General features: G+C 61.6%; 23 protein-coding genes. 9 read left to right on the top strand and 14 right to left on the bottom strand.

Annotated features, from left to right (window positions below; translation table 11 throughout):
* Window positions 1-1053, bottom strand: a complete 1053-nt coding sequence (locus AC1RP7_RS13280) for an agmatine deiminase family protein (protein WP_057714217.1) — start codon at window positions 1051-1053, stop codon at window positions 1-3.
* 134 nt (window positions 1054-1187) lie between these two features.
* On the opposite strand from AC1RP7_RS13280, the gene AC1RP7_RS13275 reads away from it, so the two are divergent.
* Window positions 1188-2063, top strand: coding sequence for a LysR substrate-binding domain-containing protein (locus AC1RP7_RS13275; RefSeq protein ID WP_223503333.1), 876 nt, complete (start codon window positions 1188-1190; stop codon window positions 2061-2063).
* Here the strand turns inward: AC1RP7_RS13275 and AC1RP7_RS13270 are convergent, their stop codons facing one another.
* The 5 genes from AC1RP7_RS13270 to AC1RP7_RS13250 all read right to left on the bottom strand — a co-directional run bounded on the left by AC1RP7_RS13270 (window position 2064) and on the right by AC1RP7_RS13250 (window position 5430).
* Window positions 2064-2453, bottom strand: a complete 390-nt coding sequence (locus AC1RP7_RS13270) for a c-type cytochrome (protein WP_057714215.1) — start codon at window positions 2451-2453, stop codon at window positions 2064-2066.
* Window positions 2454-2687: 234 nt separating this feature from the next.
* A complete protein-coding gene (locus AC1RP7_RS13265; RefSeq protein WP_057714214.1) occupies window positions 2688-3131 on the bottom strand; it encodes an arsenate reductase ArsC in 444 nt (147 codons plus the stop codon).
* A gap of 24 nt (window positions 3132-3155) precedes the next feature.
* Window positions 3156-4085, bottom strand: coding sequence for a Ppx/GppA phosphatase family protein (locus AC1RP7_RS13260; RefSeq protein ID WP_493180781.1), 930 nt, complete (start codon window positions 4083-4085; stop codon window positions 3156-3158).
* A 276-nt stretch (window positions 4086-4361) separates the two neighbouring features.
* The gene (locus AC1RP7_RS13255) at window positions 4362-4700 is read right to left on the bottom strand and encodes a YgdI/YgdR family lipoprotein (protein ID WP_493180780.1); all 339 of its coding nucleotides are present in this window, start codon (window positions 4698-4700) and stop codon (window positions 4362-4364) included.
* Between the two features lie 67 nt (window positions 4701-4767).
* Window positions 4768-5430, bottom strand: coding sequence for an ATPase (locus AC1RP7_RS13250; RefSeq protein ID WP_493180779.1), 663 nt, complete (start codon window positions 5428-5430; stop codon window positions 4768-4770).
* Between the two features lie 230 nt (window positions 5431-5660).
* Between AC1RP7_RS13250 and AC1RP7_RS13245 the strand changes: the two genes are divergently transcribed.
* Complete coding sequence (locus AC1RP7_RS13245; RefSeq protein WP_493180778.1) at window positions 5661-5978, top strand: NIPSNAP family protein; 318 nt, start codon at window positions 5661-5663, stop codon at window positions 5976-5978.
* A 1-nt stretch (window position 5979) separates the two neighbouring features.
* On the opposite strand, the gene AC1RP7_RS13240 is transcribed toward AC1RP7_RS13245, so the two are convergent.
* From AC1RP7_RS13240 to speB, 5 genes are all read right to left on the bottom strand, one after another.
* On the bottom strand, window positions 5980-6438 hold the full coding sequence (locus tag AC1RP7_RS13240) for a GNAT family N-acetyltransferase (protein ID WP_493180777.1): 459 nt from the start codon (window positions 6436-6438) through the stop codon (window positions 5980-5982).
* Window positions 6439-6649: 211 nt separating this feature from the next.
* Window positions 6650-8338, bottom strand: coding sequence for a choline dehydrogenase (gene betA / locus AC1RP7_RS13235; protein WP_090457955.1), 1689 nt, complete (start codon window positions 8336-8338; stop codon window positions 6650-6652).
* Between the two features lie 17 nt (window positions 8339-8355).
* Complete coding sequence (locus AC1RP7_RS13230; protein WP_057714208.1) at window positions 8356-9930, bottom strand: purine-cytosine permease family protein; 1575 nt, start codon at window positions 9928-9930, stop codon at window positions 8356-8358.
* A 283-nt stretch (window positions 9931-10213) separates the two neighbouring features.
* Window positions 10214-11722 (bottom strand): aldehyde dehydrogenase family protein, encoded by a 1509-nt coding sequence (locus AC1RP7_RS13225; RefSeq protein WP_340313976.1) that lies wholly within the window; start codon window positions 11720-11722, stop codon window positions 10214-10216.
* Between the two features lie 53 nt (window positions 11723-11775).
* A complete protein-coding gene (speB, locus tag AC1RP7_RS13220; RefSeq protein ID WP_057714206.1) occupies window positions 11776-12777 on the bottom strand; it encodes an agmatinase in 1002 nt (333 codons plus the stop codon).
* A 151-nt stretch (window positions 12778-12928) separates the two neighbouring features.
* On the opposite strand from speB, the gene AC1RP7_RS13215 reads away from it, so the two are divergent.
* From AC1RP7_RS13215 to AC1RP7_RS13185, 7 genes are all read left to right on the top strand, one after another.
* Complete coding sequence (locus AC1RP7_RS13215; protein WP_090456558.1) at window positions 12929-13843, top strand: LysR family transcriptional regulator; 915 nt, start codon at window positions 12929-12931, stop codon at window positions 13841-13843.
* 68 nt (window positions 13844-13911) lie between these two features.
* Window positions 13912-15420 (top strand): transcriptional regulator GcsR, encoded by a 1509-nt coding sequence (gene gcsR, locus AC1RP7_RS13210; RefSeq protein ID WP_493180776.1) that lies wholly within the window; start codon window positions 13912-13914, stop codon window positions 15418-15420.
* A 403-nt stretch (window positions 15421-15823) separates the two neighbouring features.
* Entirely contained in the window at window positions 15824-16207 is a 384-nt protein-coding gene (gene gcvH, locus AC1RP7_RS13205; protein WP_057714203.1) for a glycine cleavage system protein GcvH, read from the top strand.
* A 41-nt stretch (window positions 16208-16248) separates the two neighbouring features.
* On the top strand, window positions 16249-17505 hold the full coding sequence (gene glyA / locus AC1RP7_RS13200) for a serine hydroxymethyltransferase (RefSeq protein ID WP_493180775.1): 1257 nt from the start codon (window positions 16249-16251) through the stop codon (window positions 17503-17505).
* 167 nt (window positions 17506-17672) lie between these two features.
* Window positions 17673-18662 (top strand): lipoyl synthase, encoded by a 990-nt coding sequence (gene lipA, locus AC1RP7_RS13195; protein WP_057714201.1) that lies wholly within the window; start codon window positions 17673-17675, stop codon window positions 18660-18662.
* A gap of 33 nt (window positions 18663-18695) precedes the next feature.
* Window positions 18696-19454: a M15 family metallopeptidase gene (locus AC1RP7_RS13190; RefSeq protein WP_154861329.1), complete on the top strand. Its 759-nt coding sequence runs from the start codon at window positions 18696-18698 to the stop codon at window positions 19452-19454.
* Complete coding sequence (locus tag AC1RP7_RS13185; protein ID WP_493180774.1) at window positions 19451-20170, top strand: L,D-transpeptidase family protein; 720 nt, start codon at window positions 19451-19453, stop codon at window positions 20168-20170. Before AC1RP7_RS13190 ends, AC1RP7_RS13185 begins: the two co-directional genes overlap by 4 nt.
* A gap of 145 nt (window positions 20171-20315) precedes the next feature.
* On the opposite strand, the gene AC1RP7_RS13180 is transcribed toward AC1RP7_RS13185, so the two are convergent.
* The 3 genes from AC1RP7_RS13180 to AC1RP7_RS13170 all read right to left on the bottom strand — a co-directional run bounded on the left by AC1RP7_RS13180 (window position 20316) and on the right by AC1RP7_RS13170 (window position 24337).
* Window positions 20316-21704, bottom strand: coding sequence for a purine-cytosine permease family protein (locus tag AC1RP7_RS13180; protein ID WP_493180773.1), 1389 nt, complete (start codon window positions 21702-21704; stop codon window positions 20316-20318).
* Between the two features lie 45 nt (window positions 21705-21749).
* Entirely contained in the window at window positions 21750-22490 is a 741-nt protein-coding gene (locus AC1RP7_RS13175) for a TorF family putative porin (protein WP_150814730.1), read from the bottom strand.
* Window positions 22491-22597: 107 nt separating this feature from the next.
* Complete coding sequence (locus AC1RP7_RS13170) at window positions 22598-24337, bottom strand: amidohydrolase (RefSeq protein WP_492624302.1); 1740 nt, start codon at window positions 24335-24337, stop codon at window positions 22598-22600.
* Window positions 24338-24341 lie beyond the last annotated feature (4 nt).

The raw sequence follows: 24341 nt of genomic DNA, 5'->3' as shown, positions 1-24341 counted from the left end.
TCAACCCCGCACCGGCCAGGCCGGCTGTTGCTGGGTGATGCAATGCACACCGCCACCGCCATGGGCCAGATGGTTGATCCGCACCGGCACCACTTCACGACCGGGGAACGCCTGCGCCAGCACTTCGGCAGCGACCTTGTCGGCATCGATGCCGTAGGCCGGCATGATGATCGCGCCGTTGGCGATATAGAAATTGGTGTAGGAGGCGCAGAACACTTCGGCCTCGGTGTCCACCGCATCGGTGGCTTCGAACAGTTCGATCAGTTCGAACTGGCGGCCTTGGGCGTCGGTGGCCAGTTCAAGGGCGCGGCGGTTCTCCCGGGCCACTTCGGCGTACACCGATTGCTTGTCGTGGGTGGCGTCCACCAGCAACACGCCGGGACGGGCAAAGGCGCACACGCCATCGACGTGGCCGTCGGTCATGTCGCCGGTCACGTAGTCCGGATCGCCCGGCAACCAGATGGTTTTCTTCACGCCCAGCAGGCGGGTGAAGATCTCTTCGATCTCGGCCTTGCTCACGCCCGGGTTGCGATTGGGGTTGAGCAACACCGATTCGGTGGTGATCAGCGTGCCCTCGCCGTCCACATGAATCGCGCCACCCTCGTTGCTCAACGCCGTGCCGAAGCACTCCAGTCCCAAATGATTGAGCGCACGGCGGGCCAGGCTTTCGTCCAGATCGTGAGCCGACTTGCCGCCCCACGCATTGAAGCGCCAGCTCACACCGGCCAGGCCTTGCTGCGGGTGGCAGACGAAGCTCGGGCCGGAGTCGCGGCACCAGCTGTCGTTGACCGCCAGTTCGATCAACTCGATGTTCGGTCCGCACAAGGCTTTGGCACTGGCGATAGCTGAAGGATCGACCACCAGTTTCACCGGTTCGAAGCGGGCGATGGCGTTGGCCACCCGGGCGAAATCTTCTTGAACCTGTGGCAGTGTCACCCGCCAGCCTGACTCCCACAGGGTCTTGTTGTGCGGCCAGACCATCCAGGTGGCGGCGTGAGTGACCCACTCGGCCGGCATCGTCCAACCGCTGTTTTGAATTACGTTCTGCTGCATGACAAGCACCTCTGAGTTAAGTCATTGTGTTCAATGAAAACGGCCTTGGCGGTCTTGGCATGCATGCTACGGCTGGAAAAACGGGCAAACAAACGATGGATTTTGCAGACAACTGATTAGAGGAGCTTATCGATATGCTCAAACACTGGCCGCCCCTGAGCACCCTGCGCGGCTTCGAAGCCGCCGCCCGGCTGGGCAGTTTTCACAAGGCTGCCGACGAGTTGCACCTCACCCAATCGGCGATCAGCCAGCAGATCCGCAGCCTTGAGGCCTACCTGGAACAACCGTTGTTCCATCGCAGCGGGCGCAGCGTCAGCCTGACCGATGCCGGGCACGATCTGCTGAGCACCACCCAGGCGTTGTTGCAGCAACTGGCGGTGGGCATTCGCCGCTTGGGGCAATACCAGAAGCCCAATCAACTGGTACTCAACACCACCCCGGCGTTTGCCCGGCACTGGTTGTTGCCACGGTTGGGGGATTTCCGCCGACAGCATCCGCAGGTCGATCTGTGGATTTTCAGCACCGATGAAGTGCCGGACATGGCCAGCCAGACCATCGACCTAGCGGTGCGCGACGACATCAGTTCCCAGGCCGAATGCAGTTTCAAGGTGCTGCACGCCGACCGCCTCTACCCGGCGTGTCACCCGAGCCTGTTGGCCGTGCCCGTGGAACAGCGCACCACCTTGCATGGCGAGCGGGAAATGGACTGGAGCCACTGGGCGGTGGAATCGGGCATAGATGTGGGGCAGATGGATCAGGGGCTGAATTTTTCCGATCCGGGTTTGCTGCTGGACGCGGCCTGTACCGGCCTGGGCATTGCGCTGGTGAGCCAGTTGCTGAGTCGGCAGGCACGGGCCACCGGGCTGTTGCAACCGATGGTGGAGCAAACCATCCGCGGCCCGAACTGGGCGCTGCTGACCCACCGTGACAGCGAGAACATCCCGATGGCCCGGGCCTTCACCCAGTGGCTGGTCGACAACCTGGCGGCCGAGCAGCAGACCGCGGCGTGATCATTGCGCCGGGAAAGTTTGCAGGTAGGCCAACAGGTCTTCGATCTTTTCCGGATCGCTGAGCCCCCAGAAAATCATGCGGGTGCCGGGCACGACTTTCTTCGGCGCCTCAAGGTAGGCGATCAGGGTTTCGCGGTCCCAGACCAGGTTGGCGGATTTCATCGCGTCGGAATACACGTAGTCCGTGGTGACGGCGGAATGGCGACCGATCACGCCATTGAGTTGCGGGCCAAAGAAGGCGCGAGCCGATTCACCGATCTGATGGCAGCCGCTGCAGAGGCGCTTGTACACTTTCTCCCCGGCCTGGACATCGCCCGCAGCAAGGGTGGGTGTGCTGAACAGGCCCGCGGTGAGCGCCGAGGCGAGGGTCAGTGCTGCGAGTTTCTTCATGTTCCGTTTCCAGTCGGGTGTTGCCGGATGGCTATTGGAACATGCGGGCCGGGGATATCCCAAGTGGTCAAATGGACGCAATCCCTGTGGGAGCGGGCTTGCTCGCGAAAGCGGTAGTCCAGCCACCTACGATGTTGAATGTGAAGGCCTCTTCGCGAGCAAGCCCGCTCCCACAGGGGGCCTGTGCTCATCATGATGGTTGTGACCGATGAGGGTAGACGGTGTTCGAGGGTTTCAGGAATCGCTGCCTGACGGCGCCTGGGGCACGGGGCGGGTTTTCACGGTGACGAACATTTTGATGCGGTCGCCGATTTCCTGGAGGGTATGGCGGAACGGGTCGTGTCTTTCGCTGGTGGTCGGGTCTTCGAAGCTCCAGACCATCACTTCACCGGTAAACGGCATGCGTGAGGCCTCTTCGCAAGACTTGTCGCACAGGGTGATGACGTAGTCGAATTCCTGGCCTTCGAAATCTTCAAGGGACTTGCTGCGCAAGCCGCTGGCATCGACACCGATGTGATCGAGGGATTCGAATGTGCGCGGGTCGATCTCGCTGGCCTCAAGCCCGGCGCTGAAGGCCTGGAAATCGGCAGGATCGGTGTGGCGAAGCAGGGCTTCAGCCATGGGTGAGCGGACATCGTTTCGGGCGCAGACGAACAGCACGCGACGGGGGTCGGTCATGGGTTTACCTCGGCTGGCAGGTTTTTAGTGTTTGCTCATCAATCCATGCAGAACGCCGAACCGCAGACCCGGTTCCGACGCAATCATATGCGTGATCCCGAACACCTTGAACGCCGCCAGCATCACCACCAGACCACCGGGCAGAATGCTCAGGCGGTGGATGGGCAAACCGGCCAACTTGAGGTGTTTCACATGATTGACTTCCAGCAGGCGCAACGACAGGCGCAACAGGCCGCCGTAGGTGATGCCGCCTTGGCCATCATCATTCAAGCCATTGGCCTTGAGCACCTTGGCCAGCATCCGCGCCGTCCCTGAAGAACCGATCGTCTGCTGCCAACCCATGGCTCGATAGCGGCGGGCAATGCGTTCGAATTGCACGGTGGCTGCGCGTTCGGCCTCCAGCAGCGCTTCGGCCACGATCCGCCCGCCGTGGAAGTAATGCGCACCGAAGGTGCCGCTGCCGATGGCAATGCTCTCGGTGACCAGCAACCGGTCGCCACGGCCGATGATCATTTCCGTGGAGCCACCGCCGATATCCACCACCAGCCGCGTGGTTTGCGCCGGCAAGGTGTGGGCAACGCCGGCGTAGACCAGTTGCGCCTCTTCGTGACCGGAAATGACGTCGATGCGAAAGCCCAGGTGCCGCTCGGCGCTGGCCAGGAACAGCGACGCATTGTCCGCCTCGCGTACCGCGCTGGTGGCCACCGCCCGCACGCGCCCGGCCTCGAAGCCGCGCAGTTTCTTGCCGAATCGCGCCAGCGCCTGCCAGCCACGGTCCAGCGCCAATTCATCGAGCGCCCCGCCCTGCAGGCCCTCGGCCAGACGCACCGGTTCACGCAGGGTTTTCACTTCCTGGATGACCATCTGCTGGTTCCGTCTCACCGACTGGCCAATCATCAGGCGAAACGCATTGGAACCCAGGTCGATGGCGGCAAACAGCGGGGCGTCTTTCATATGGGGTTCCTTGCACATTCATCTGCCGGCGGACTGACGGCCGCCGGTCACTCAAGACGGATTGCGAGGATCTTGCCATTGCTTTGATGACACCCGGATGACAGGCCTGGAGTTCTGAGCCACACCACAACACTGGCAGGATTTTCGGCATCCTGATGGATGGCCATGAAGCTGTCATCGAATCGTCATGGACCGAGCGCCATACTCAGTCCATCCAATGCGTGCTTTAACTTTCCGCTGCCAGTCCCGGCAGCTTTTTTTTGCCTGAAATTGCCCTTACAAACACTCCTGCGCCGCACGCTCGAACGGCGACGGCACGAAGGTCGACGCCAGCAGCTTGCGCTCGTACAGGAACACCTTGCCGCCGTTCGAGGCTTTATAGGTTTCAAGCACGTTGTCCGCAGACACTTTGCTTGATACGACGATCCGGTAGCTACGCTGGGTCTGCGACACCGTTGGGTTGAGCGCATCGTGCTGCAACTTCGGCACCACGCAATGGGTGTACTCCTCCGGCGACTTGCTGGTCTGCAAGGTCATGGTCGGATCGTTCGGCGTGGCACAACCGGCCAGCAGCAGCGAAGCGAAGGCCAGGCTCGGGGCAAAAACAGTGCGCATGTATCAGGTCCTGAATAGAAATCCACGGTGGATCGGGTTGCCCGCCGCTCAATGGACGTCGGGCTTGTTAATTTGTTGTTGCGGTCAATCCGGCGGTTACCAGCGCCTTCAACGATGCATCGAACTGTTTCAGCGCGGTCAGTTGCAGGTCGCGTTGCTGTTCGATTTGCGCGGCGATCTCGGGCGCGGTCTTGTCATGCATCCATACCGACGGCAGTTGTTTTTCCACCGCGCCTTCGGCCTTGCCGATGTACTGCAGGTTGGCGTCGTAGAACCGCGCGGCGAAACGCGCCTCGACCCGGTCGTTACGCTGGGTCAGCAACTGGTTGTGGGTATCGAGCATCACCACCACATCGGGGTGGGCCTGCACCAGGGCATCGAGATTTTCGTAGACCGTCACCGACAGAAAAGTGTGGTGCAACGAACCCATCAGCCAGTCGATGGCCAGGTCCGGATCGGAACTGTTGACGAACGCCTGGCGAATCCGCGTATCCAGTGCGTTCTTCGCACCGTTGACGGCCACCGAGTGGTATTGCTCAAGGTATTGCAGGTCTTCCACAGTGTTGTCGCTGTAGAGCACCCCGACCGTCTGACCGTATTGCAGCCCGCTGTGACCGCCAGTGATCGGCGGCAGTTGGCAGGCGCGTACGTCCTCGGCAAAGGCCGATGCGGTGGACGCAACACTGCCCAGCAACAGGGCAATTACAGCCAGTCGGGTCAAGATTTTCATCGCGCAGGTTCCTTGAGCAGCGTGTTCAATGCAGGCAATTTTCCGCCTTTGCGCAAAAAACAGAACTTGCGATTCTTGATGGTGACTATTGACTGAACCAATAGTGCTGCGGCGCCAGCAGCTGCCTTTGGCGCAAAATTACCGGTCAATGTCGAACAAGCGGCTGTGCCGCACGCCCACTGTTCATTACAGTGGCGACTGCCCTAAAAACCTGATCAAGGAACGAAAAAATGGTCACTTGCTACCTGAAATACATGCTCGATCCCTACCAGCTCGAAGCGTTCGAGCACTACGGCAAGTTGTGGATTCCCCTGGTGGAAAAATTCGGCGGCCAGCACCACGGCTACTTTTTGCCATCGGAGGGCGCCAACAACATCGCCCTGGCGCTGTTCACCTTCCCCAGCCTGGCGGCGTACGAACATTACCGGCAGCAGTCGATGAACGATCCAGAGTGCATCGCAGCCTTCAAGTACGCCGAGGAGAAGAAATTCATCCTCAGCTACGAGCGTTCATTCATGCGGCCGGTGTTTGGCGAGCAGGCGCGCTGAGTCAGCCTTTTTGCAGATCCAGGCAATAGGTGTAATAACCGGGGTCGCGCACCCAGCCCAGGGATTCATACAGGCGCTGGGCGGTGAAGTTGTCGGTGGCGGTTTCCAGGGTCATGCCTTTGCCACCGGCCAGCTTCGCAAAATCCCGGGCTGTGTTCATCAGCACGGTGCCGACGCCTTTGCCCCGGGCGGCGGGCGTGGTGAACAGGTCACCGAGCAGCCAGGTGCGATGGGCGTCGATCGAGGAAAAGGTCGGGAACAGCTGGACGAAGCCGAGGTTTTCACCATCGCTGTCCCGGGCAAGAAAAATCACCGATTCATCCCGGGCGAGGCGCTCGGCGATGAAAGCGCGCGATTGCGAAAGGTTCGACGGCTGCTTGTAGAACATCCGGTAGGCGTCAAACAAAGGGGCGATCTGGTCGATGTGCGATGCGTCGGCGCGCAGGGCCTGAATAGCCATGAGGGTGCTCCATTGCGGTCTCAAGGAATTACAGACTAGCAATGACAACGGAACTGCGAGGTAAAACTTTCTGAAAGCTCCGCCGTCCACTGTGGGAGCGAGCTTGCTCGCGATGGCGGTGGATCAGTCGACATTGACGCTGCCTGACACTCCGCCATCGCGAGCAAGCTCGCTCCCACATTAGATTTCCACATTGGTTTGCAGGTTGCGGTCAGACCCGCACATTACGCCCCGGCAACGAAGTACGCTGGCTGCTTTCCCAGCCCTCGACCAGCCCCACCGGCACATCCGCCGACGGCAACATCTGCACGCCACGCACCAGGTCGGATGCCCGTTCGGCGAGCATGATGGTCGGCGCATTGAGGTTGCCGTTCGGCTCGGTCGGGAACACCGACGAGTCGATCACCCGCAGACCGGCGATGCCACGCACGCGCAATTCGGAATCGACCACCGCCATGTCGTCCTCGCCCATGCGGCACGAACCGCACGGATGGTAGGTGCTTTCCAGGTTGTCGCGCACGAAGGCGTCGAGGTCTTCATCGCTGGTCACTTGCGCCCCCGGGGCGATTTCGCCGTCGCGGAAGCGGTCCATGGCTTTCTGGCCGATGATCTCGCGGGTCAGGCGAATGCAGCGGCGGAAACCTTCACGGTCCTCTTCCCGCTCCAGATAGTTGAAGCGGATTTCCGGATGCTCGTACGGATCAGCCGAGCGCACGCGCACATAACCACGACTTTTCGGTTTGTTCGGCCCGGTCAGCACCATGAAGCCATGGCCCTTGATCGGCTTGTTGCCGTCGTAGCGCATCGCCGCCGGCAGGAAGTGGAACTGGATGTCCGGCCAGCGCAGGCCCTTCTCGGAGCGAATGAAACCACCGGCCTCGAAATGGTTGGTGGCGCCCAGGCCGTCCTTGAACAGCAGCCAGCGCAGACCGATCATCAGCTTGCTCAGCGGGTCCATCTTGCTGTTGAGGGTCACCGGCTCCTTGCAACCGAACTGGATGTACACCTCGGCGTGATCCTGCAGGTTCTCCCCTACCCCCGGCAGGTCATGGCGTACGCCGATCCCGGCCTTGCGCAGGACGTCCGCCGGGCCGATGCCCGAGCGTTGCAGCAGGTGCGGCGAACCGATCGGCCCGGACGAGATCAGCACTTCGCGGTTGCAATACACCTGGTGGGTCTGGCCGCCGTGGTCATACATGACCCCCACCGCACGCTTGCCTTCGAGGATGACCTGGCGCGTCATCGCATGGGTGATCACCGTCAGGTTCGGACGGCCCATGGCCGGGCGCAGATAGGCGTTGGCCGTGGAGCAGCGCACGCCATTCTTCACAGTCATGTGCATGGCGCCGAATCCTTCCTGCATGTAGCCGTTGCAGTCTTCGGTCTTGATGTAGCCAGCTTCCGCGCCGGCTTCGACCCAGGCACCGTACAGCGGGTTTTTCATATGGTTGCCGTTGGTGGTGTGCAGCGGCCCGGTTTGCCCGCGATAGCTATCACCGCCCGACTCGTAGCTCTCGGCGCGCTTGAAGTACGGCAGGCAGTTGCGATAGCCCCAGCCTTCGGCACCCAGGGATTCCCACTCGTCAAAGTCCAGTGCATGGCCACGGATGTACACAAGGCCATTGATCGACGAAGAGCCGCCCAGCACCTTGCCCCGCGGGCAGTGAATGCGTCGGCCGTTGAGGTGGGTCTCCGGCTCGGTTTCGTAGCGCCAGTTGTACTTCTTGGTGTTCATCGGGATCGAGAATGCGCTCGGCATCTGGATCACTACGCTCTTGTCACTGCCGCCGAACTCCAGGACCAGCACCGAGGTGGCCGGGTCTTCGCTCAGGCGGTTGGCCAACACACAACCTGCCGAGCCTGCGCCAATGATGATGTAGTCGTATTTTTGCGTAGCCATTTTTTGTGTGGTCATGACTATCTCCCGACCGTTGATTCAGTGAATACCGGCATAGGCTGCTGTTTGTGGGTCAGCGTGTCGCCGGTGGTGTATTGCGGGGAGTTTTTCTCAATCTGCTGGATCACCGCTTCTTCGCGCTTGAGGTCGATCGAGCGGCTCAGCCAGTAGTACGCCAGGCCCGATACGATCAGCCCGACCAGCCAGGCGATGTCGATGCTGCCCAGCGCCTTGGCGAGCGGACCGACATACACCTCGCGCTGTTCAACGCCGTCGAAGATGTAGAAGAACGGGATCATCGAGATAAAACCGATGGCATAGGCGGCGATACCGCGCAGCCCCCAGCTGCCGTAAATGTTGCCGTGGGGCATGAAGAAGTGCGGGATGGCGTAGCGGCCCTTGCGCACGAAGAAGTAGTCGGTGAGGTTGACCGAGGTCCAGGGCACCAGGAAGTACAGCATCACCACCAGGTAGATCCCCAGTACCGACAGGCCTTTGCCGGAACTCTGGATGCTCAGGGCCACGCCCAGTTGCAGCAGGATCACGAAGCCGATGGCCAGGATGCGCGCCTTGCGGGTTGGCTCGATGTGCTTGATCGAGTCGACGCAGGTCAGCGTAGTCAGCTTGGCGCTGTAGATGTTCATCGCGATCACCGGCAGGAACGCCAGGATGGTGACGACCACCACCGCCGTGCCCACCAGCGGCGACACGGTGTTGCCGACTTGCCCGAGGGCCACCAGCACGTCAGTGGAGTGCAGGTGATCGGCCAGCCAGCCACCCACGGAAATCATCCACGCACCGGACAGCGACGCCCCAAGGAACACCACGGCGATCAGCTTGCCGCTGGAAGTATTCTTCGGCAGGTAGCGCGAGTAGTCCGACACATAAGGCGCATAGGCGATGTTGTAGCTGGCGGCCGCCGCAAACTGCGCGATGAAACCGGTCCAGTTGAAACCCAGCGGCTCCCGGGCCACTTCGCCCGCCGCCAGCGCCGGCATTACCGCGTCCGGCACCCAACCCATCAACACCGCCACGGTGACAAGGCCATACAGCGGCAGCGACAGGAACAACGCCCATTTGAAGCTGCGGTGCATCCAGTCATGGCCGAGAATCGCCAGCACCGCCGCCGGTATGGTCACCGCCACCGCGATCACTGCGGGGTTGAAGCCGAACAGCGTGTGCAGCCCCTGCATCATCAGCACCAGGTTGACGATGTTGAAGCCGGCGAACACGAACAGCGTCGCCAGCAGCACCAGGATCACCCCGCGATAACCGAACTGCGCACGGGACTGGATCATCTGCGGCAGGCCAAGGTGCGGGCCTTGCGAGCCGTGGAACGCCATGAACAGCGTGCCGAACATGATGCCCAGCGTGCCGGCGAGCGTGGTCCAGAGCGCGGTCAGGCCGACGCTCGGGCCAACGAAGCCGATGGTCATGGTGAAGAAGGTGAAATTGCCGAGAAACCAGAACGGGCCCTGGCTCGACAGTTTGTCGGTGCGCTCGTTCTCGGGGATGAAGTCGATCGAATGCCCCTCGACGACGGATTTTTCGTCGAGGGCGGACACGCTCGTGGCGGACTTGGCGTTAGTGTTCATGACGGACTCTTATTGTTGGAAGATCATGACGAGATAACCGCGTTCTTTCGGGTGAACGACTCCCCTGTGGCCCTGAAAATGGGACTGCTGCGCAGTCCAGCGGGAGCAAGCTCCCTCGCCACAGGTTCAGTGTTGCCCGTGCCTACCTGGCGTTGTTGCTGGAACCGAAAACCTGTGGGAGCGAGCTTGCTCGCGATAGCGGAGGGTCAGGCAACACAGATGTCGAATGTGCAACCGTCATCGCGAGCAAGCTCGCTCCCACAGGAATTGAGTCAGCCCTGACTTAAGGCAGTGTGATCCACACCGCCTTGGTTTCGAGCAGGTAGTCGAGCTGCTCGGCGCCCAGGTCCTTGCCGAATCCGGACTGCTTGTAGCCACCGAACGGCATCGACGGATCGAGAGTGCCGTGGGCGTTGACGTAGACCGAACCGGCCTTGAGGCGCGGGATCAGGCTGTGCACTTTCCCGAGGTCGTTGGAATACAGTGCCGCCGCCAGGCCGTAAGGCGAGTCGTTGGCCAGGGCCAGCGCTTCTTCCTCGTCGTCGAACGGTGCGGTGACCAGCACCGGGCCGAAGATCTCTTCCTGGACAATGCGCATGTCGTTGCGGCAATTAGCGAAAATGGTCGGCTCGACGAAGAAGCCAGGGCCATCGACCGGTTGACCGCCGTAGACCAGTTCGGCGCCTTCGGCTTTGCCGGTTTCGATGTACTCGGTCACGCGCTGCTTTTGCAGCGCCGAGACCAGCGGGCCGATGAAGCAGTCCGGATCCAGGCCCGGGGCCATTTTCAGGGTGCGCGTGTAGGCGATCAGCTCACGCAGGAATTCGTCGTAGACACTGCTATGAATATAGGCCCGTGTACCGGCGTCGCATACCTGCCCGGAGTTGAAAAACACGCCGTTGGCGACCGCTTGGGCGGCGGCCGGGATGTCGGCGTCGGCACAGACGATGACCGGTGATTTACCACCGAGTTCGAGGGTCAGGCGCTTCATGTCATCCAGCGCTGCGCGGCCGACAGTCTGGCCGACCGGGGTCGATCCGGTGAAGGTCAGTTTGTCGATGCCGGGATGGGTGGCCATGGCCGCGCCGACCACGCTGCCGCGCCCGGTGACGATGTTGATCACGCCGTCAGGGATGCCCGCTTCCTGCACCAGTTCAGCGAAACGCAGGGCCGACAACGAAGTCAGTTCGGCGGGCTTGACCACCACGGTGCAACCGGTCGCCAGCGCCGCGCCGAGCTTCCAGGCCATGGTTTGCAGCGGGAAATTCCACGGTACGATGGCGCCGACCACACCTACCGCTTCCTTGCGGGTATAGGCCAGGTAGTTGCCCGGCAGCGAAGGTTCGACAGTACGGCCGTGCAGCTTGGTGGCCCAGCCGGCGAAGTAGCGCAGGGTATCCACGGTGCCCTGGATGTCCACGTCCTTGGCGAAGGCAACCGATTTGCCCATGTCGATGGATTCGATTTGCGCCAGTTCATCAGCGTTCTGCTCGATCAGGTCGGCCAGGCGCTGCATCATGCGCTCACGTTCCGCGGGCTTGGCCTGGCGCCAGGCGCCGCCGTCGAACTGGGCGCGGGCGGCTTGCACGGCGCGGTCCAGGTCATCGGTGGTGCCCATGGGAATGCGGGTGATCAGGCCTTCGGTCGAGGGTTCGATCACATCGGAAGTCTGGCCGTCGCTGGCCTCGACCCAGGCGCCGCCGATGAACATTTTCTGGACCTTGCAGAGGAAGGTCTGGGTGGCTTCGCTGACGCCGAATTTTTGCAGGTAACTTTTGACGATCGTGTCCATTTTTGTTCTCTCTGCCCGGCAGTCAGGGCCTGCCGGGTCACTGGTTTCGATGATCAGGCTGATGCGGTTTCGCTTTCGGCGGCGGCCCGCACCTTGCCTCGCTCGTGGAAGATGAAACCGATGCTGTTGAGCAGCAGTTGCGCGGCGAGGATCGAGGTCATGCCGGTCGGGTCGTACACCGGCGCCACTTCCACCAGGTCCATGCCGACGATGTTGCCCTTGCTGCGCTTGGCCAGGGCCTGGATGATTTCCAGCACTTCGTAGTAGAGAAAGCCGCCGTGGCTCGGGGTGCCGGTGCCGGGGGCGATGGACGGGTCGAAACCGTCAATGTCGATGGTGATGTAGTAGTTGATGTTCTGCGGGATCAGCGCCAGCACGCCTTCGACACCGAGACGACGCACATCGCGCACCGAGAGGATTTTCGAGCCGGCTTCGTGGGCCGCTTCGTAGTCATCACGGTTGGACGACGACACGTTGCGAATGCCCATCTGGGTCATGCCGACAATGTGGTTCATTTCCGAGGCGCGGCGCAGCGGGTTGCCGTGGCCATAGCGAACACCGTGGCGCTCGTCGACGAAATCCAGGTGCGCATCGAAGTGAATGATGTGGATCGGGCCGCGGCCTTCGAAGGCCTTGATCACTGGTGCGTGCACCGAATGGTCGCCGCCGAGAACAACCGGCATGACACCAGCGTCGAGGATCTTGCGCACGGCGTACTCGGTGTTCTTGTTGCTGGTAGCCATGTCGGTGTGGACGATGTCGGCATCACCGACGTCAACCATGCGCACGTCCGATGCGGTGAGGTACATCACGTCATCTTCATGATCGTAGGCGCCGGCGTGGCCGAAGGAAAACAGCGTCGATGCTTCACGAATCCCGCGTGGTCCGAAGCGTGCGCCGGAGCGCCACTGGGTGCCCATGTCGTTGGGCACGCCGAGCACCGCGACGTCGGCATCCAGTGCATCCCAATCGGTGCACACCGGGGATTTGCCAAAGGTGCAATGACCCACGAATGGCAGGTTCAGGCGACCGGATTCATAACCGTTGTTCGACATTTCTAGCCTCTCCACTTCTTGTTATCGGCTTGACGGACTGCAAGGCGACCGCCGTTGGAAAGACTATGGGCGCAGGTTTTCGTGGAAAAAATGCTAAACATCAGATACTCATATCGGCATTCCCGATGCATCCACATGCCGGAGGTCCAAGATGATCCAGCTGCACGACGTCGACCTGAAACTGCTCAGGGTGTTTGCCACGATTGTGCGCTGTGGCGGTTTCTCGGCCGCGCAGGCGGCGTTGAATGCCGGGCAGTCGACCATCAGCGAACAGATGACCCACCTGGAAACCCGTCTTGGGGTGAAACTCTGCCAGCGTGGGCGCAGCGGCTTTCGCCTGACCGAACAAGGGGTGGCGATTCATGAAGCCACCCAGCGCCTGCTGTCGGCGGTGGAAAACTTCTGCATGGACGCCGACGTGCTCAAGCAACACATCAGCGGCAAGCTCAACCTGGGGATCATCGACACCACGATTACCGACCCCGACTCGCCGATTCCGCGCACCACACAGCGCTTCGTCTCCCGCGGGCATGACGTGCACCTGAACGTGTACGTCGGCACCCCGGCGGAACTCGAAGAACGGGTGCTCGACGGTCGCCTGCACCTGGCCATCGGGCACTTCCCGATCCATGTGCCGGGCCTGCTGCAATCACCGCTGTACCAGGAAGCCCTGGGCTTGTATTGCGGGCGGCGTCACCCGTTGTACGGCAGCCTCGCCGAAGGTGAGGAGCTGCTCGAAGAAGTCGCTGCGGGGCGTATCGTCGTGCGCGGCTACATGCAGCAATACGACCTCGAACACCTGGGCGTCAGCAAGGCGGCCGCCACCGTGGACAACATCGAAGCCACGGCGATCCTGATCATTTCCGGCGCCTACCTGGGTTTTCTGCCTGAGCACTTCGCCGCCCAATGGGTCAAGAGCGGCGAGATGCACCAACTGGCACCCGCGAGCCTGCGCCTGAAATCACCGTTCGACGTGATCACCCGTCGCGGCACGGCACCGCCACCGATCCTCCAGGCATTCCTCGAGGACCTGGCCGCCAGCACCCGTAAAACCGGCAAGCCGTGAGGTGACACTCGCCAAATTCAAATTTTGCCGGGCATACTGATTCGGTTCGCCAACCTTGCAGGCCCGTCATGCGCATCCACGTCACCTTCATCGACCGCGTCGGAATCACCCAGGAAGTGCTGGCCCTGCTCGGTGGACGCAGTTTCAATCTGGACGCCGTGGAGATGGTGCCGCCGAACGTCTACATCGATGCGCCAACCCTCGGCGCCGAGGTGCTGGAGGAGTTGCGCGAGGCGCTTTTCTGTGTGCGCGGCGTGCAAGCGGTGACCATGGTCGACATCCTTCCGGGGCAACGCCGGCGTCTGCAACTGGACGCGTTGCTGGCAGCCAGTTCCGACCCGGTGCTGGCGGTGGATGACCGAGGTCATGTGCTGCTGGCCAACCCGGCGCTGATCGCCCTGTGCGGGCGCGAACCGGCCGGTGAATCGCTGACCGCGCTGTTCGATGATGCCGATTTGCAACGCACCTTGATCGCTCACCATTTCCGCCTGCCGATGCACGAGGTCAGCCTCGGTGGCCAGACCTTGCTCCTCGACGCGATGCCGATCACCGACGCTGGCGCCCTGCTCACCTTGTATCAACCCAATCGCATCGGCGAACGCCTGTCGGCGCTGCACCATGACCATGCCGAAGGCTTCGATGCACTGCTGGGCGAATCACCGCCGATTCGCGCACTCAAGGCTCGTGCCCAACGGGTGGCGGCCCTCGATGCGCCGCTGTTGATCCAGGGTGAAACCGGCACCGGCAAGGAGCTGGTGGCCCGCGCCTGCCACGCCATCAGCCCACGGCACGATGCGCCGTTTCTGGCCCTGAACTGCGCGGCACTGCCGGAGAGCCTGGCCGAGAGCGAGCTGTTCGGCTACGCCCCCGGCGCCTTCACCGGCGCGCAACGGGGTGGCAAGCTCGGCCTGCTGGAACTGGCCGACCAGGGCACGGTGTTCCTCGATGAAGTCGGGGAAATGTCGCCCTACCTGCAAGCCAAGTTGCTGCGTTTTTTGAGCGATGGCTGCTTCCGTCGGGTCGGTGGCGATAAAGAGGTCCGGGTCAATGTGCGGGTGCTCAGCGCGACCCACCGCGACCTGGAAAAAATGGTCGCCGAAGGGCGTTTTCGCGAAGACCTGTTCTACCGCCTCAACGTGCTTAACCTGCAAGTGCCACCACTGCGCGAGCGCGGTCACGACATCCTGCTGATGGCCAATCACTTCATGCAACAGGCCTGCGCGCAAATCCAGCGGCCGGCGTGTCGTTTGGCACCGAGCACCTTCAGCGCCCTGCTCGGAAACCGCTGGCCGGGCAATGTGCGGCAATTGCAGAACGTGATCTTCCGTGCAGCGGCGATTTGCGAAAATCCGCTGGTGGACATCGACGATCTGGACATCGCCCGCACCGCCGTTGAACGGCAAAATGACGGCGAAGTCGGCAGCCTGGAAGAGGCTGTGGGTGACTTTGAAAGGAATCTGCTGGAACAGCTTTATCGCAGCTACCCGTCCAGCCGGTTGCTCGCTGCACGACTGCAGACGTCCCATAGCGCCATTGCGATTCGCCTGCGCAAGTACGGCATTCCCGCCAAGCCCTGAGTGATCTGTCGGACACATTGTCACCGACAACACATTCCCCTGTGGGAGCGAGCTTGCTCGCGATGAGGCCGTGTCAGTCGATATCAATTTTGCCTGTCACACCGCAATCGCGAGCAAGCTCGCTCCCACAGGGGATCAGTGGTGTTGCTGAATTCTTCGTCTGTAAATCGATACAGCGTAGCGAAATCAAGACAATCCCTTCCACGCCAACAATCACGGCGCTTGCCCCCAAGGCCATACCTGCTTGTATTGAATTCAATACGAGCGAGATGTCACAAACTCCGCACAAACAACTCAACCTATTGATTTAAAACAAATAAAAAACATTGGCACCACCCTTGCTATCACTCCTCCAACCCCGCTCGTCGCCCCGCCACGAGCCTTAAAACAATAAGGAGTTGAGATGAGCGAATTGCGTTTTACCGTCGATCACGAATGGCTGCGCCTTGAGAGCAATGGCCTGGTCACCGTCGGCATCACGGCGTTTGCCCAGCAGGCGCTGGGGGATGTGGTGTTCGTTCAGGTGCCTGAGCTGGGCGCCTTCGATGCAGGCGCTGAAGTGTCGGTGCTGGAATCGGTGAAAGCCGCCAGCAGTATCGGCATGCCGCTGGACGGTGAAGTGGTCGAGATCAACGCGACACTGGAGAACACCCCGGAACTGGTCAACGAAGACCCATTGGGCGAAGGCTGGTTCTTTCGCTTCAAACCGGTCGATGTCCAGGCGTTGAGCGATCTACTGGATCAAGACGCCTATGAACGCCTGACCGCAGAACACGCCGACGCTTGAAGCCCCCTACGCATTTCCCGAATCCGAAAAAGGACCACACCATGTTCAGCAAGCACGACCAGATCAAAGGCTACGACGACGAACTGCTCGCGGCGATGAACGCCGAGGATGCACGGCAGGAACACCATATCGAACTGATCGCCTCGGAGAACTACACCAGCCAGCGGGTGATGCAAGCCCAGGGCAGCGGCCTGACCAACAAGTACGCCGAAGGCTATCCGGGCAAGCGCTATTACGGCGGTTGCGAGCACGCCGATGTGGTAGAGCAATTGGCCATCGACCGCGCCAGGCAGCTGTTCGGTGCCGATTATGCCAACGTCCAGCCGCACTCCGGCAGCCAGGCCAACGCGGCGGTTTATCTGGCCCTGCTGCAAGCCGGCGACACCGTGCTCGGCATGAGCCTGGCCCACGGCGGTCACCTGACCCACGGCGCCAAGGTGAGCTTTTCCGGCAAGCTGTACAACGCCGTGCAATACGGCATCGACACCACCACGGGCCTGATTGATTACGACGAAGTCGAGCGCCTGGCGGTCGAGCACAAGCCGAAGATGATCATCGCCGGGTTCTCGGCCTATTCGAAGACCCTGGACTTCCCGCGCTTCCGCCAGATTGCGGACAAGATCGGTGCGTACTTCTTCGTCGACATGGCCCACGTCGCCGGCCTGGTGGCGACCGGTCTGTACCCCAATCCCCTGCCCTACGCCGACGTAGTCACCACCACCACCCACAAGACCCTGCGCGGCCCCCGTGGTGGTCTGATTCTGGCCAAGGCCAATCCGGAACTGGAGAAGAAGCTCAACGCCGCGGTGTTCCCGGGTGGTCAGGGTGGCCCGCTGATGCACGTGATCGCCGCCAAGGCCGTGTGCTTCAAGGAAGCGCTGGAGCCGGCATTCAAGACCTATCAGTCGCAGGTGATCCGCAACGCCCAGGCCATGGCGCAGGTGTTTATCGCGCGTGGTTATGACGTGGTGTCCGGCGGCACCGACAACCATCTGTTCCTGGTCAGCCTGATCCGCCAGGGCCTGACCGGCAAGGACGCCGACGCCGCCCTCGGTCGCGCCGGCATCACCGTGAACAAGAACGCCGTGCCCAACGATCCGCAATCGCCGTTCGTGACCTCCGGCCTGCGTATCGGTACCCCGGCGATCACCAGCCGTGGCTTCAAGGAAGCGCAGAGCATTGCCCTGGCTGGCTGGATCTGCGACATCCTCGATCACCTCGGCGATGCCGATATCGAGGCCAATGTCGCACGGCAGGCTGCCGCCCTGTGCGCGGACTTCCCGGTCTACCGCGACTGATCACACCACACAAAAAACCTGTGGGAAAAACCCTGTGGGAGCGAGCTTGCTCGCGATGAGGCCAATGCATTCAGCATTGATGTTGAATGAAAGTCCGCCATCGCGAGCAAGCTCGCTCCCACAGGTTCCGTGCCCTGCCTGATTAGCTGTCTGCACAAGGAAAAACCATGACTGTCATTGCTGAAGCGGCGCAAAAAGGTCCAGCCAAAGTGGAGGTCGGCACCAAACTGCGCGGTGCGCAAAAGGTTGCGCGGATTCCGGTGAAGATCATTCCCACGGATGAATTCCCGCGCAAACCCGACTGGATTCGCGTGCGCATGCCGATCTCTCCCGAGGTCGACCGCATCAAGCAACTGTTGCGCAAACACAAGCTGCACAGCGTCTGCGAAGAGGCGTCCTGCCCGAACCTGGGCGAGTGCTTCTCCGGTGGCACGGCGACCTTCATGATCATGGGCGACATCTGCACCCGTCGCTGTCCGTTCTGCGATGTCGGCCATGGCCGGCCCAAGCCGCTGGACGCCAACGAGCCGATGAACCTGGCCGTGGCCATCGCCGAGCTGCGCCTGAAGTACGTGGTGATCACCTCGGTGGACCGTGACGATTTGCGCGACGGCGGCGCCCAACACTTTGTCGATTGCCTGCGCGAGATCCGCAAGCTGTCGCCCGGCATTCAACTGGAAACCCTGGTGCCGGATTATCGCGGACGCATGGACGTGGCCCTGGCGATCACCGCCCATGAGCCGCCGGATGTGTTCAACCACAACCTGGAAACGGTACCGCGCCTGTACAAGGCCGCGCGGCCGGGTTCGGACTTCGAGTGGTCGCTGGACCTGCTGCAGAAATTCAAGCAGATGATGCCGCACATTCCGACCAAGTCCGGCCTGATGCTGGGTCTGGGCGAGACCGACGAAGAAGTCATCGAAGTCATGCAGCGCATGCGCGAGCACGATATCGACATGCTGACCCTCGGCCAGTACCTGCAACCGTCCCGCAGTCACTTGCCGGTACAGCGCTTCGTGCACCCGGACACCTTTGCCTGGTTCGCCGAGGAAGGCACGCGCATGGGTTTCAAGAACGTGGCATCCGGGCCGCTGGTGCGTTCGTCCTATCACGCCGATCAACAACTTCATGGAGGTACGGACGGTTTCAAGCCATGATGGAATGACTGGTCATGCATGGAGCCGTTCCCGATGTCGCGTTCACCCTGTCTGATGTTGCTGTGCCTGAGCCTTGCCACGCCGTGCATGGCCGACGAGTCGAAACCCGGGCACATGGTGTATGTGCGCAGCGTCGACCCGGGCATCGCGCAAGACATCCGCTACGCCAGCGCGCACAACTTCACCGGGCACCCGCTCGACGGCTACCAGGCGGCGGAGTGCCTGCTGTCGGAGGATGCGGCGAAGGCGTTAGCCCGAGTGCAAAACTCACTGAAAGCCGAAGGCTACGGCTTGAAGGTATTCGACTGCTATCGCCCGACCCGCGCGGTGGCGGACATGGGACGCTTCGCCAGCGAACCCGGCGACCCGCTCAAGACCGAGTTCTATCCACGGGTCGACAAGCAGGACTTCTGGCGCCTGGGTTATGTCGCGCGGGTGTCCAATCACTCTCGAGGCAACACCGTCGACCTGACCCTGACCGGCCCCGACGCCCTGCCCGCCGACACCTGGACACCTTCGGCGATACCGGCGGATTGCACCGCCCCCTACGGCGAGCGCTGGCACGACGGCGCGCTCGACATGGGCACCGGTTTCGATTGCTTCGATGAGCGGGCGCACACCGACTCGGCACTGATCAACGCCACGGCCAAGGCCAATCGCCAGCGGCTGACCAGTGCCATGGCCAAGGAAGGCTTTGTGGGTTATTCGGCCGAGTGGTGGCACTTCACGTACAGCGGGAATCCGCCGAAGCCGGACGTCATGAACTTCCCCATCACGCCGCTCGCACCATGAACATTCTCTTCAAGACCCTGTTGGTGGCGTTTTTTCCGCTGGCCGCAATGGCCCAAGGGCTCGACGGCAGTGACCAACTGATCGTGGTCACCAGTAAAGACTGGGATGACATCCAGGGTACTGCCCAGCGCTATGAACGGCACGGGCAAACCTTGCAGAAATTCGAAGCGCCCTTTGCAGTGGTGCTCGGCAAGAATGGGATGGGCTGGGGCAAGGGCCAACTCAACCCCGGGCGACCTGAAGGGCCGATCAAAAAGGAAGGCGACGGCAAGGCGCCGGCCGGGATGTTCAGCCTGGGCACGGCGTTTGGCTACGAGCCTTCGGCCAATACCCGCCTGCCCTACCTGGCGCTGACAGCGACCATCGAATGCGTGGACGACAGCCAGTCGGCTCGCTACAACGAGCTGGTCGACAGCTCGGTCATTGCAAGAGACTGGAACAGTTCCGAACGCATGCGCCGCAGCGATGACTTGTATCGCCAGGGCATTTTCATCCGGCACAACACCCTGGCCACTCCCGCTGCCGGATCATGCATTTTCTTCCACATCTGGCGCGGACCCACCGCACCGACTCGCGGCTGCACCGCCATGGCCCCGGCGGATATCGCGCGGTTGCTCAACTGGCTGGACCCGGGAAAATTCCCGATGCTGGTGCAACTGCCCGAAGCGCAGTACGAACAGTTGCGCCTGCGCTGGGAACTTCCCGAACGCGAGTAAACGCTGAACCCTGTGGCGAGGGGGCTTGTCGGAACGCCGCATCGCCCCGTTGGGGCACGAAGTGCACCCAAAAAAGGGACTGCTACGCAGTCCAACGGGGGCAAGCCCCCTCGCCACAAAAGCCCTCTCGCCACAAATGCGGGAATTAACCCCGCTCAACCACCACGCCACTCATCGACGGCTTGGCCAGCGCGTAATAGATCACACCCGGCACCAGCAGCCCGACGATCCAGGAAATATCCACGCCGCCCAGCTGCGCAACCATCGGCCCGGAGTAGAAATGGGTGTCGACAAAGGGCAACTGGATCAATACGCCGATCACGTACACGCTGATCCCCAGCACGTTCCAGCGACCGTAGCGACCGTTCGGGTCGGACAACGCAGGAATGTCGTAACGTTCCTTGTTGATGAAGTAGTAATCCACCAGGTTGATCGCACTCCACGGGGTGAAGAACGTCAGCAAAAACAGGATGAAGTACTTGAACGAGTTGAGGAACGAGTACTGCCCCAGCAATGCCAGCGCGGTGGACGCCGCGACGATCAGCAGCACAAACAGCATGCGCTGGCGGGCGGTGATTTCCAGGCGACGACGAAAGCCGCTGATGATGGTGGCGATGCACATGAAACTGCCATAGGCGTTGAGGGTGGACACCGTGACCTTGCCGAACACAATGCTCAGGTACAGCAAGGACGCGATCACACCGCTACTGCCCAGGCCGACAATGGTCGCCACTTCGTGCCCACGGAAATTCGCCCCGGCCAGTGCGGCGGCGAACACCCCCAGCACCATCGAAGTCTGGGCCCCCAGCACGGTGCCAAGGCCCACGGCGGCGAAGGTTTTCCAGGACGAAGTCTTGCTCGGCAGGTAACGTGAGTAGTCCGCCACGTAGGGGCCGAAGGCGATCTGCCAGGATGCCGAGAGCGACACCGCCAGCAGGAAAGTGCTCCAGCCGAAATGACGGTTATCGAGCAGCAGGCCGATGTCGTTGAGGGTCATCAACCGGGTGAACAGGTAGGCGAACGCGATGATGCCCAGCACGCTGGCCACCCGCCCGACCAGGTGAATCACCCGATAACCGAAGATCGTCAGGAACGCGATGCAGGCCGCGAAAATCAGGATGCCGGTGCTGTCGCTGACACTGATCAACTGCGCGATCGCCTGCCCCGACAGCACCGCGCCGGTGGCGCTGAACCCCAGGTACATCAGGCACACCAGGACAATCGGGATCGCCGCGCCATACACCCCGAACTGCACTCGGCTGGAGATCATCTGCGGCAGCCCGAGCTTCGGCCCCTGCGCCGCGTGCAGCGCCACCACGGCACCGCCCAACACTTGCCCGATCAACAGGCCGATCAGCGACCAGAACACATCGCCGCCCAGCACCACGGCCAGGGCGCCAGTGACGATGGCGGTGATCTGCAGGTTGGCGCCGAGCCACAAGGTGAACTGGCTATAGAGGCTGCCGTGTCGCTCAGCCTCGGGAATGAAATCGATTGAGCGGGTCTCGATCAGGGGACTGCGTTGCGCACTCATGAGGGTGTTTCCTTTGAGGAACTGTTTTTGTTGTCGGGGCTGAACTTAGAAGGTCTTGGTGGCACTGGCAACGACCGTGGCCGAGCACAGGTCGTCATAGCCGTACCAACTGGCGCACTCGCTTTTCGACAAGTCCGTGTCGATATAGCTCAGGCCCCAGGTGACGCCGACGAAGTCGCGGGTCAGCTTGGCTTCCCACTCGTAGTAAGACTCACGGCTATCGCCATTGGCGGACCAGAACGCGGGGTCATTCACATCGTTGCGCCCAAAGCGCAGGTCCAGGCCGACTTCGGCCGGCAAATCGATTTTGTAGCCCAGGTAGGTGTAAAGGGTGTCCTGGTCCTCGCCGAAGAAGTTCGGCGTGTCCTTGGAGTAATAGGCACCCAGCTTCACGCCGTACAGGTCGAGGACGGCGTAGACCTCGCTGAGGTTGAAGTCGGAATTTTTCGGGTAGTCGTACTTGATGTAGCCCAGATCCAGGCTGATGGCATCCGTCGCCTGCCAGTAATAACCGGCGTAGTACTCAAGCTCCTGGCGGGTATCGAAGCCGCCGCCGAAATCGACGTTGGAGGTCCAGGCTCCGATGTACAGGCCGCTGCTGTGCAACAGCGTTGCGCCGCCCTGCACTGCCGGATCGCCCAAGGTTTGCGAGATGCCCCGGGTACGGTAGTCGCTGACGACGCCCAGGGTCATGTCCAGGCTGAAATCATCGTTGAGGGTCAGGGCCTGGCTGCTCAGGGGGATCAATGCCAGTGTCGCGAGGGTCAATGCTGAAAGTGCGTTCATACAGTTCTCTTGTTGTTATGGCGTACGGGAATTTCAGGCATGGCGATGCCAGGCCCCTCGCGCTACGAGGGGCTGGCGGTTTTTTGCGTGTGCTGGGTGTACGCAGGTCAGGACGCGGGGGCGTAGACCTGCTTGCCGGCGAAGAAGGTGTTCAGGACTTTGGTTTCGAACAGGTCGTCATCGCTGACTTTGAACACGTCGCGGTCGAGGATGATCAGGTCGGCCTGCTTGCCCGGAGCCAGCGAACCGATCTGCTGATCCAGGCGCAGGGTTTTCGCCGCGTTGATGGTGTAAGCGTAGAACATGGTCTGGCGGTCGATGCTTTCCTTGGCATTGAGTACACCCAACGGCCCCTTGCGCGTGCTGGCCTGGGCAATGGCGTTGAACGGATTGGCGCTCGACACCGGCCAGTCGCTGCCACCGGCAATCGTCGCGCCGGCGTTATGCAAGGACCGCGCGGGATACTGGTAACCGTAGGCAAAGGCGCTGATGTAAGGTTTGACCAGTTCGACGGTGTAGGACTCGCCGGTGGCCCACAGCAGTTGCATCGAGGCAATCACGCCCAGTTGCTTGAAGCGCGCAAACTCCTTGGGGTTGACCAGTTGCAGGTGCGCGATGCTGTGGGGCACGGGTGTCGGGCTGAGTTTGCGCGCATACGCCACGCCATTGAGCGCTTCACGCACCGCGCGGTCGCCGACGGCATGCATGTGCACGATCCAGCCGCGTTTTTCCGCTGCCACCACCAGTTCGCCAAAGTGCGCCGGGTCGGTCAGCAGCTGACCGTCCTTGTGGCTGTTCTTGTACGGCACGACGACCGCCGCTGTTTGCCCCGGGAATTCGAGAATGCCGTCGACAAACACCTTGACGCCGGGGAACGTCAGGTTAGGCACGCCCTCGAACTGTTTCATCACCGTGGCGATCACCTCCAGGTCGGCAGGTTTGCTCTTCGGATTGGTGACCATCAGCGCGGCGACGTGGGCACTGAGTTCGCCGTTCTGCGCCAGTTCCTTGTACAGCGGCAGCACGCCGACACTTTCGGCGGTGGCATGGAAATCGAACAGCGAATCTTCACTGCCGCCGTTCGCCGCCGCGTCCATCCAGGCGGTGACGCCGAATTGATTGTTGATCTTCACCGCCTCGCGAGCGGCCTTGAGCATGGCCTCCGGGGTGGGCGCCGGAATCCCGTTACGCACCACGTCCCAGCGGGATTCGGCAAAGTAGCCGTTAGGAGTGAAGTCCGCTTCATGGCCGATGTAACCGCGTTCCTTTTCCGGCAGGCTCTTGACCAGCGCCGCGTCGATGTCCAGGCGTTTGAGCATCGCGTTGTTGGCCCAACCGGTGTGCCCGTCGATGCCACTGAAGACAATCGGTTGATCCGCCCAGCGTCCCTGGTTGAACACCTTGCCCAGTTCACGGCTTTTCTCCCAGTAAGCCGAACTGACCCCGGCCACGCTGATCACATCACCGGCGCGTGCGCGTCCAGCCTTGTCTTCCTCGATCAACCATTGCTCCAGTTCCGGCAAGGGTTTGACCTCGTCCAGCAGGTTGGCTTTCATGCTGTCGAAAGCGCCCACCACCGGGTGGCTGTGGGTGTCGATCATGCCTGGCATCAGCACCTTGCCCGCCAGGTCGATGCGCTGGGTCTTGGCATCGGCCAGGGCATTGATTTCGGCATCGCTGCCCACTTTCAGAATCTTGCCGTCTTGCACCGCAACAGCCTGCACCAGCGCCTGGCCGGGTTCGGCAGTAAAGACCTTGCCGTTGAACAACACCAGGTCAGCGGCGGCCATCGCCTGCACCGACGACAAGGCCAGCGCGGCGGCCAACAGGTTTGGAATAAATCGCATCGGA

Source organism: Pseudomonas sp. GW822-FHT01E03 (genome assembly GCF_058802985.1).
This window is presented reverse-complemented; position numbering and strand designations above follow the sequence as displayed.

Bases quoted from the DNA above. Each gene is read 5' to 3' on its own strand.
- AC1RP7_RS13255 (WP_493180780.1), bottom strand. From the start codon at position 4,700: ATGCGCACTGTTTTTGCCCCGAGCCTGGCCTTCGCTTCGCTGCTGCTG.
- lipA (WP_057714201.1), top strand. From the start codon at position 17,673: ATGACTGTCATTGCTGAAGCGGCGCAAAAAGGTCCAGCCAAAGTGGAG.
- AC1RP7_RS13270 (WP_057714215.1), bottom strand. From the start codon at position 2,453: ATGAAGAAACTCGCAGCACTGACCCTCGCCTCGGCGCTCACCGCGGGC.
- AC1RP7_RS13190 (WP_154861329.1), top strand. From the start codon at position 18,696: ATGTCGCGTTCACCCTGTCTGATGTTGCTGTGCCTGAGCCTTGCCACG.
- AC1RP7_RS13250 (WP_493180779.1), bottom strand. From the start codon at position 5,430: ATGAAAATCTTGACCCGACTGGCTGTAATTGCCCTGTTGCTGGGCAGT.
- AC1RP7_RS13245 (WP_493180778.1), top strand. From the start codon at position 5,661: ATGGTCACTTGCTACCTGAAATACATGCTCGATCCCTACCAGCTCGAA.
- AC1RP7_RS13170 (WP_492624302.1), bottom strand. From the start codon at position 24,337: ATGCGATTTATTCCAAACCTGTTGGCCGCCGCGCTGGCCTTGTCGTCG.
- gcsR (WP_493180776.1), top strand. From the start codon at position 13,912: ATGCGCATCCACGTCACCTTCATCGACCGCGTCGGAATCACCCAGGAA.
- AC1RP7_RS13265 (WP_057714214.1), bottom strand. From the start codon at position 3,131: ATGACCGACCCCCGTCGCGTGCTGTTCGTCTGCGCCCGAAACGATGTC.
- AC1RP7_RS13225 (WP_340313976.1), bottom strand. From the start codon at position 11,722: ATGGACACGATCGTCAAAAGTTACCTGCAAAAATTCGGCGTCAGCGAA.
- speB (WP_057714206.1), bottom strand. From the start codon at position 12,777: ATGTCGAACAACGGTTATGAATCCGGTCGCCTGAACCTGCCATTCGTG.
- AC1RP7_RS13175 (WP_150814730.1), bottom strand. From the start codon at position 22,490: ATGAACGCACTTTCAGCATTGACCCTCGCGACACTGGCATTGATCCCC.
- AC1RP7_RS13275 (WP_223503333.1), top strand. From the start codon at position 1,188: ATGCTCAAACACTGGCCGCCCCTGAGCACCCTGCGCGGCTTCGAAGCC.
- glyA (WP_493180775.1), top strand. From the start codon at position 16,249: ATGTTCAGCAAGCACGACCAGATCAAAGGCTACGACGACGAACTGCTC.
- AC1RP7_RS13280 (WP_057714217.1), bottom strand. From the start codon at position 1,053: ATGCAGCAGAACGTAATTCAAAACAGCGGTTGGACGATGCCGGCCGAG.
- AC1RP7_RS13260 (WP_493180781.1), bottom strand. From the start codon at position 4,085: ATGAAAGACGCCCCGCTGTTTGCCGCCATCGACCTGGGTTCCAATGCG.
- AC1RP7_RS13240 (WP_493180777.1), bottom strand. From the start codon at position 6,438: ATGGCTATTCAGGCCCTGCGCGCCGACGCATCGCACATCGACCAGATC.
- betA (WP_090457955.1), bottom strand. From the start codon at position 8,338: ATGGCTACGCAAAAATACGACTACATCATCATTGGCGCAGGCTCGGCA.
- gcvH (WP_057714203.1), top strand. From the start codon at position 15,824: ATGAGCGAATTGCGTTTTACCGTCGATCACGAATGGCTGCGCCTTGAG.
- AC1RP7_RS13230 (WP_057714208.1), bottom strand. From the start codon at position 9,930: ATGAACACTAACGCCAAGTCCGCCACGAGCGTGTCCGCCCTCGACGAA.
- AC1RP7_RS13185 (WP_493180774.1), top strand. From the start codon at position 19,451: ATGAACATTCTCTTCAAGACCCTGTTGGTGGCGTTTTTTCCGCTGGCC.
- AC1RP7_RS13180 (WP_493180773.1), bottom strand. From the start codon at position 21,704: ATGAGTGCGCAACGCAGTCCCCTGATCGAGACCCGCTCAATCGATTTC.
- AC1RP7_RS13215 (WP_090456558.1), top strand. From the start codon at position 12,929: ATGATCCAGCTGCACGACGTCGACCTGAAACTGCTCAGGGTGTTTGCC.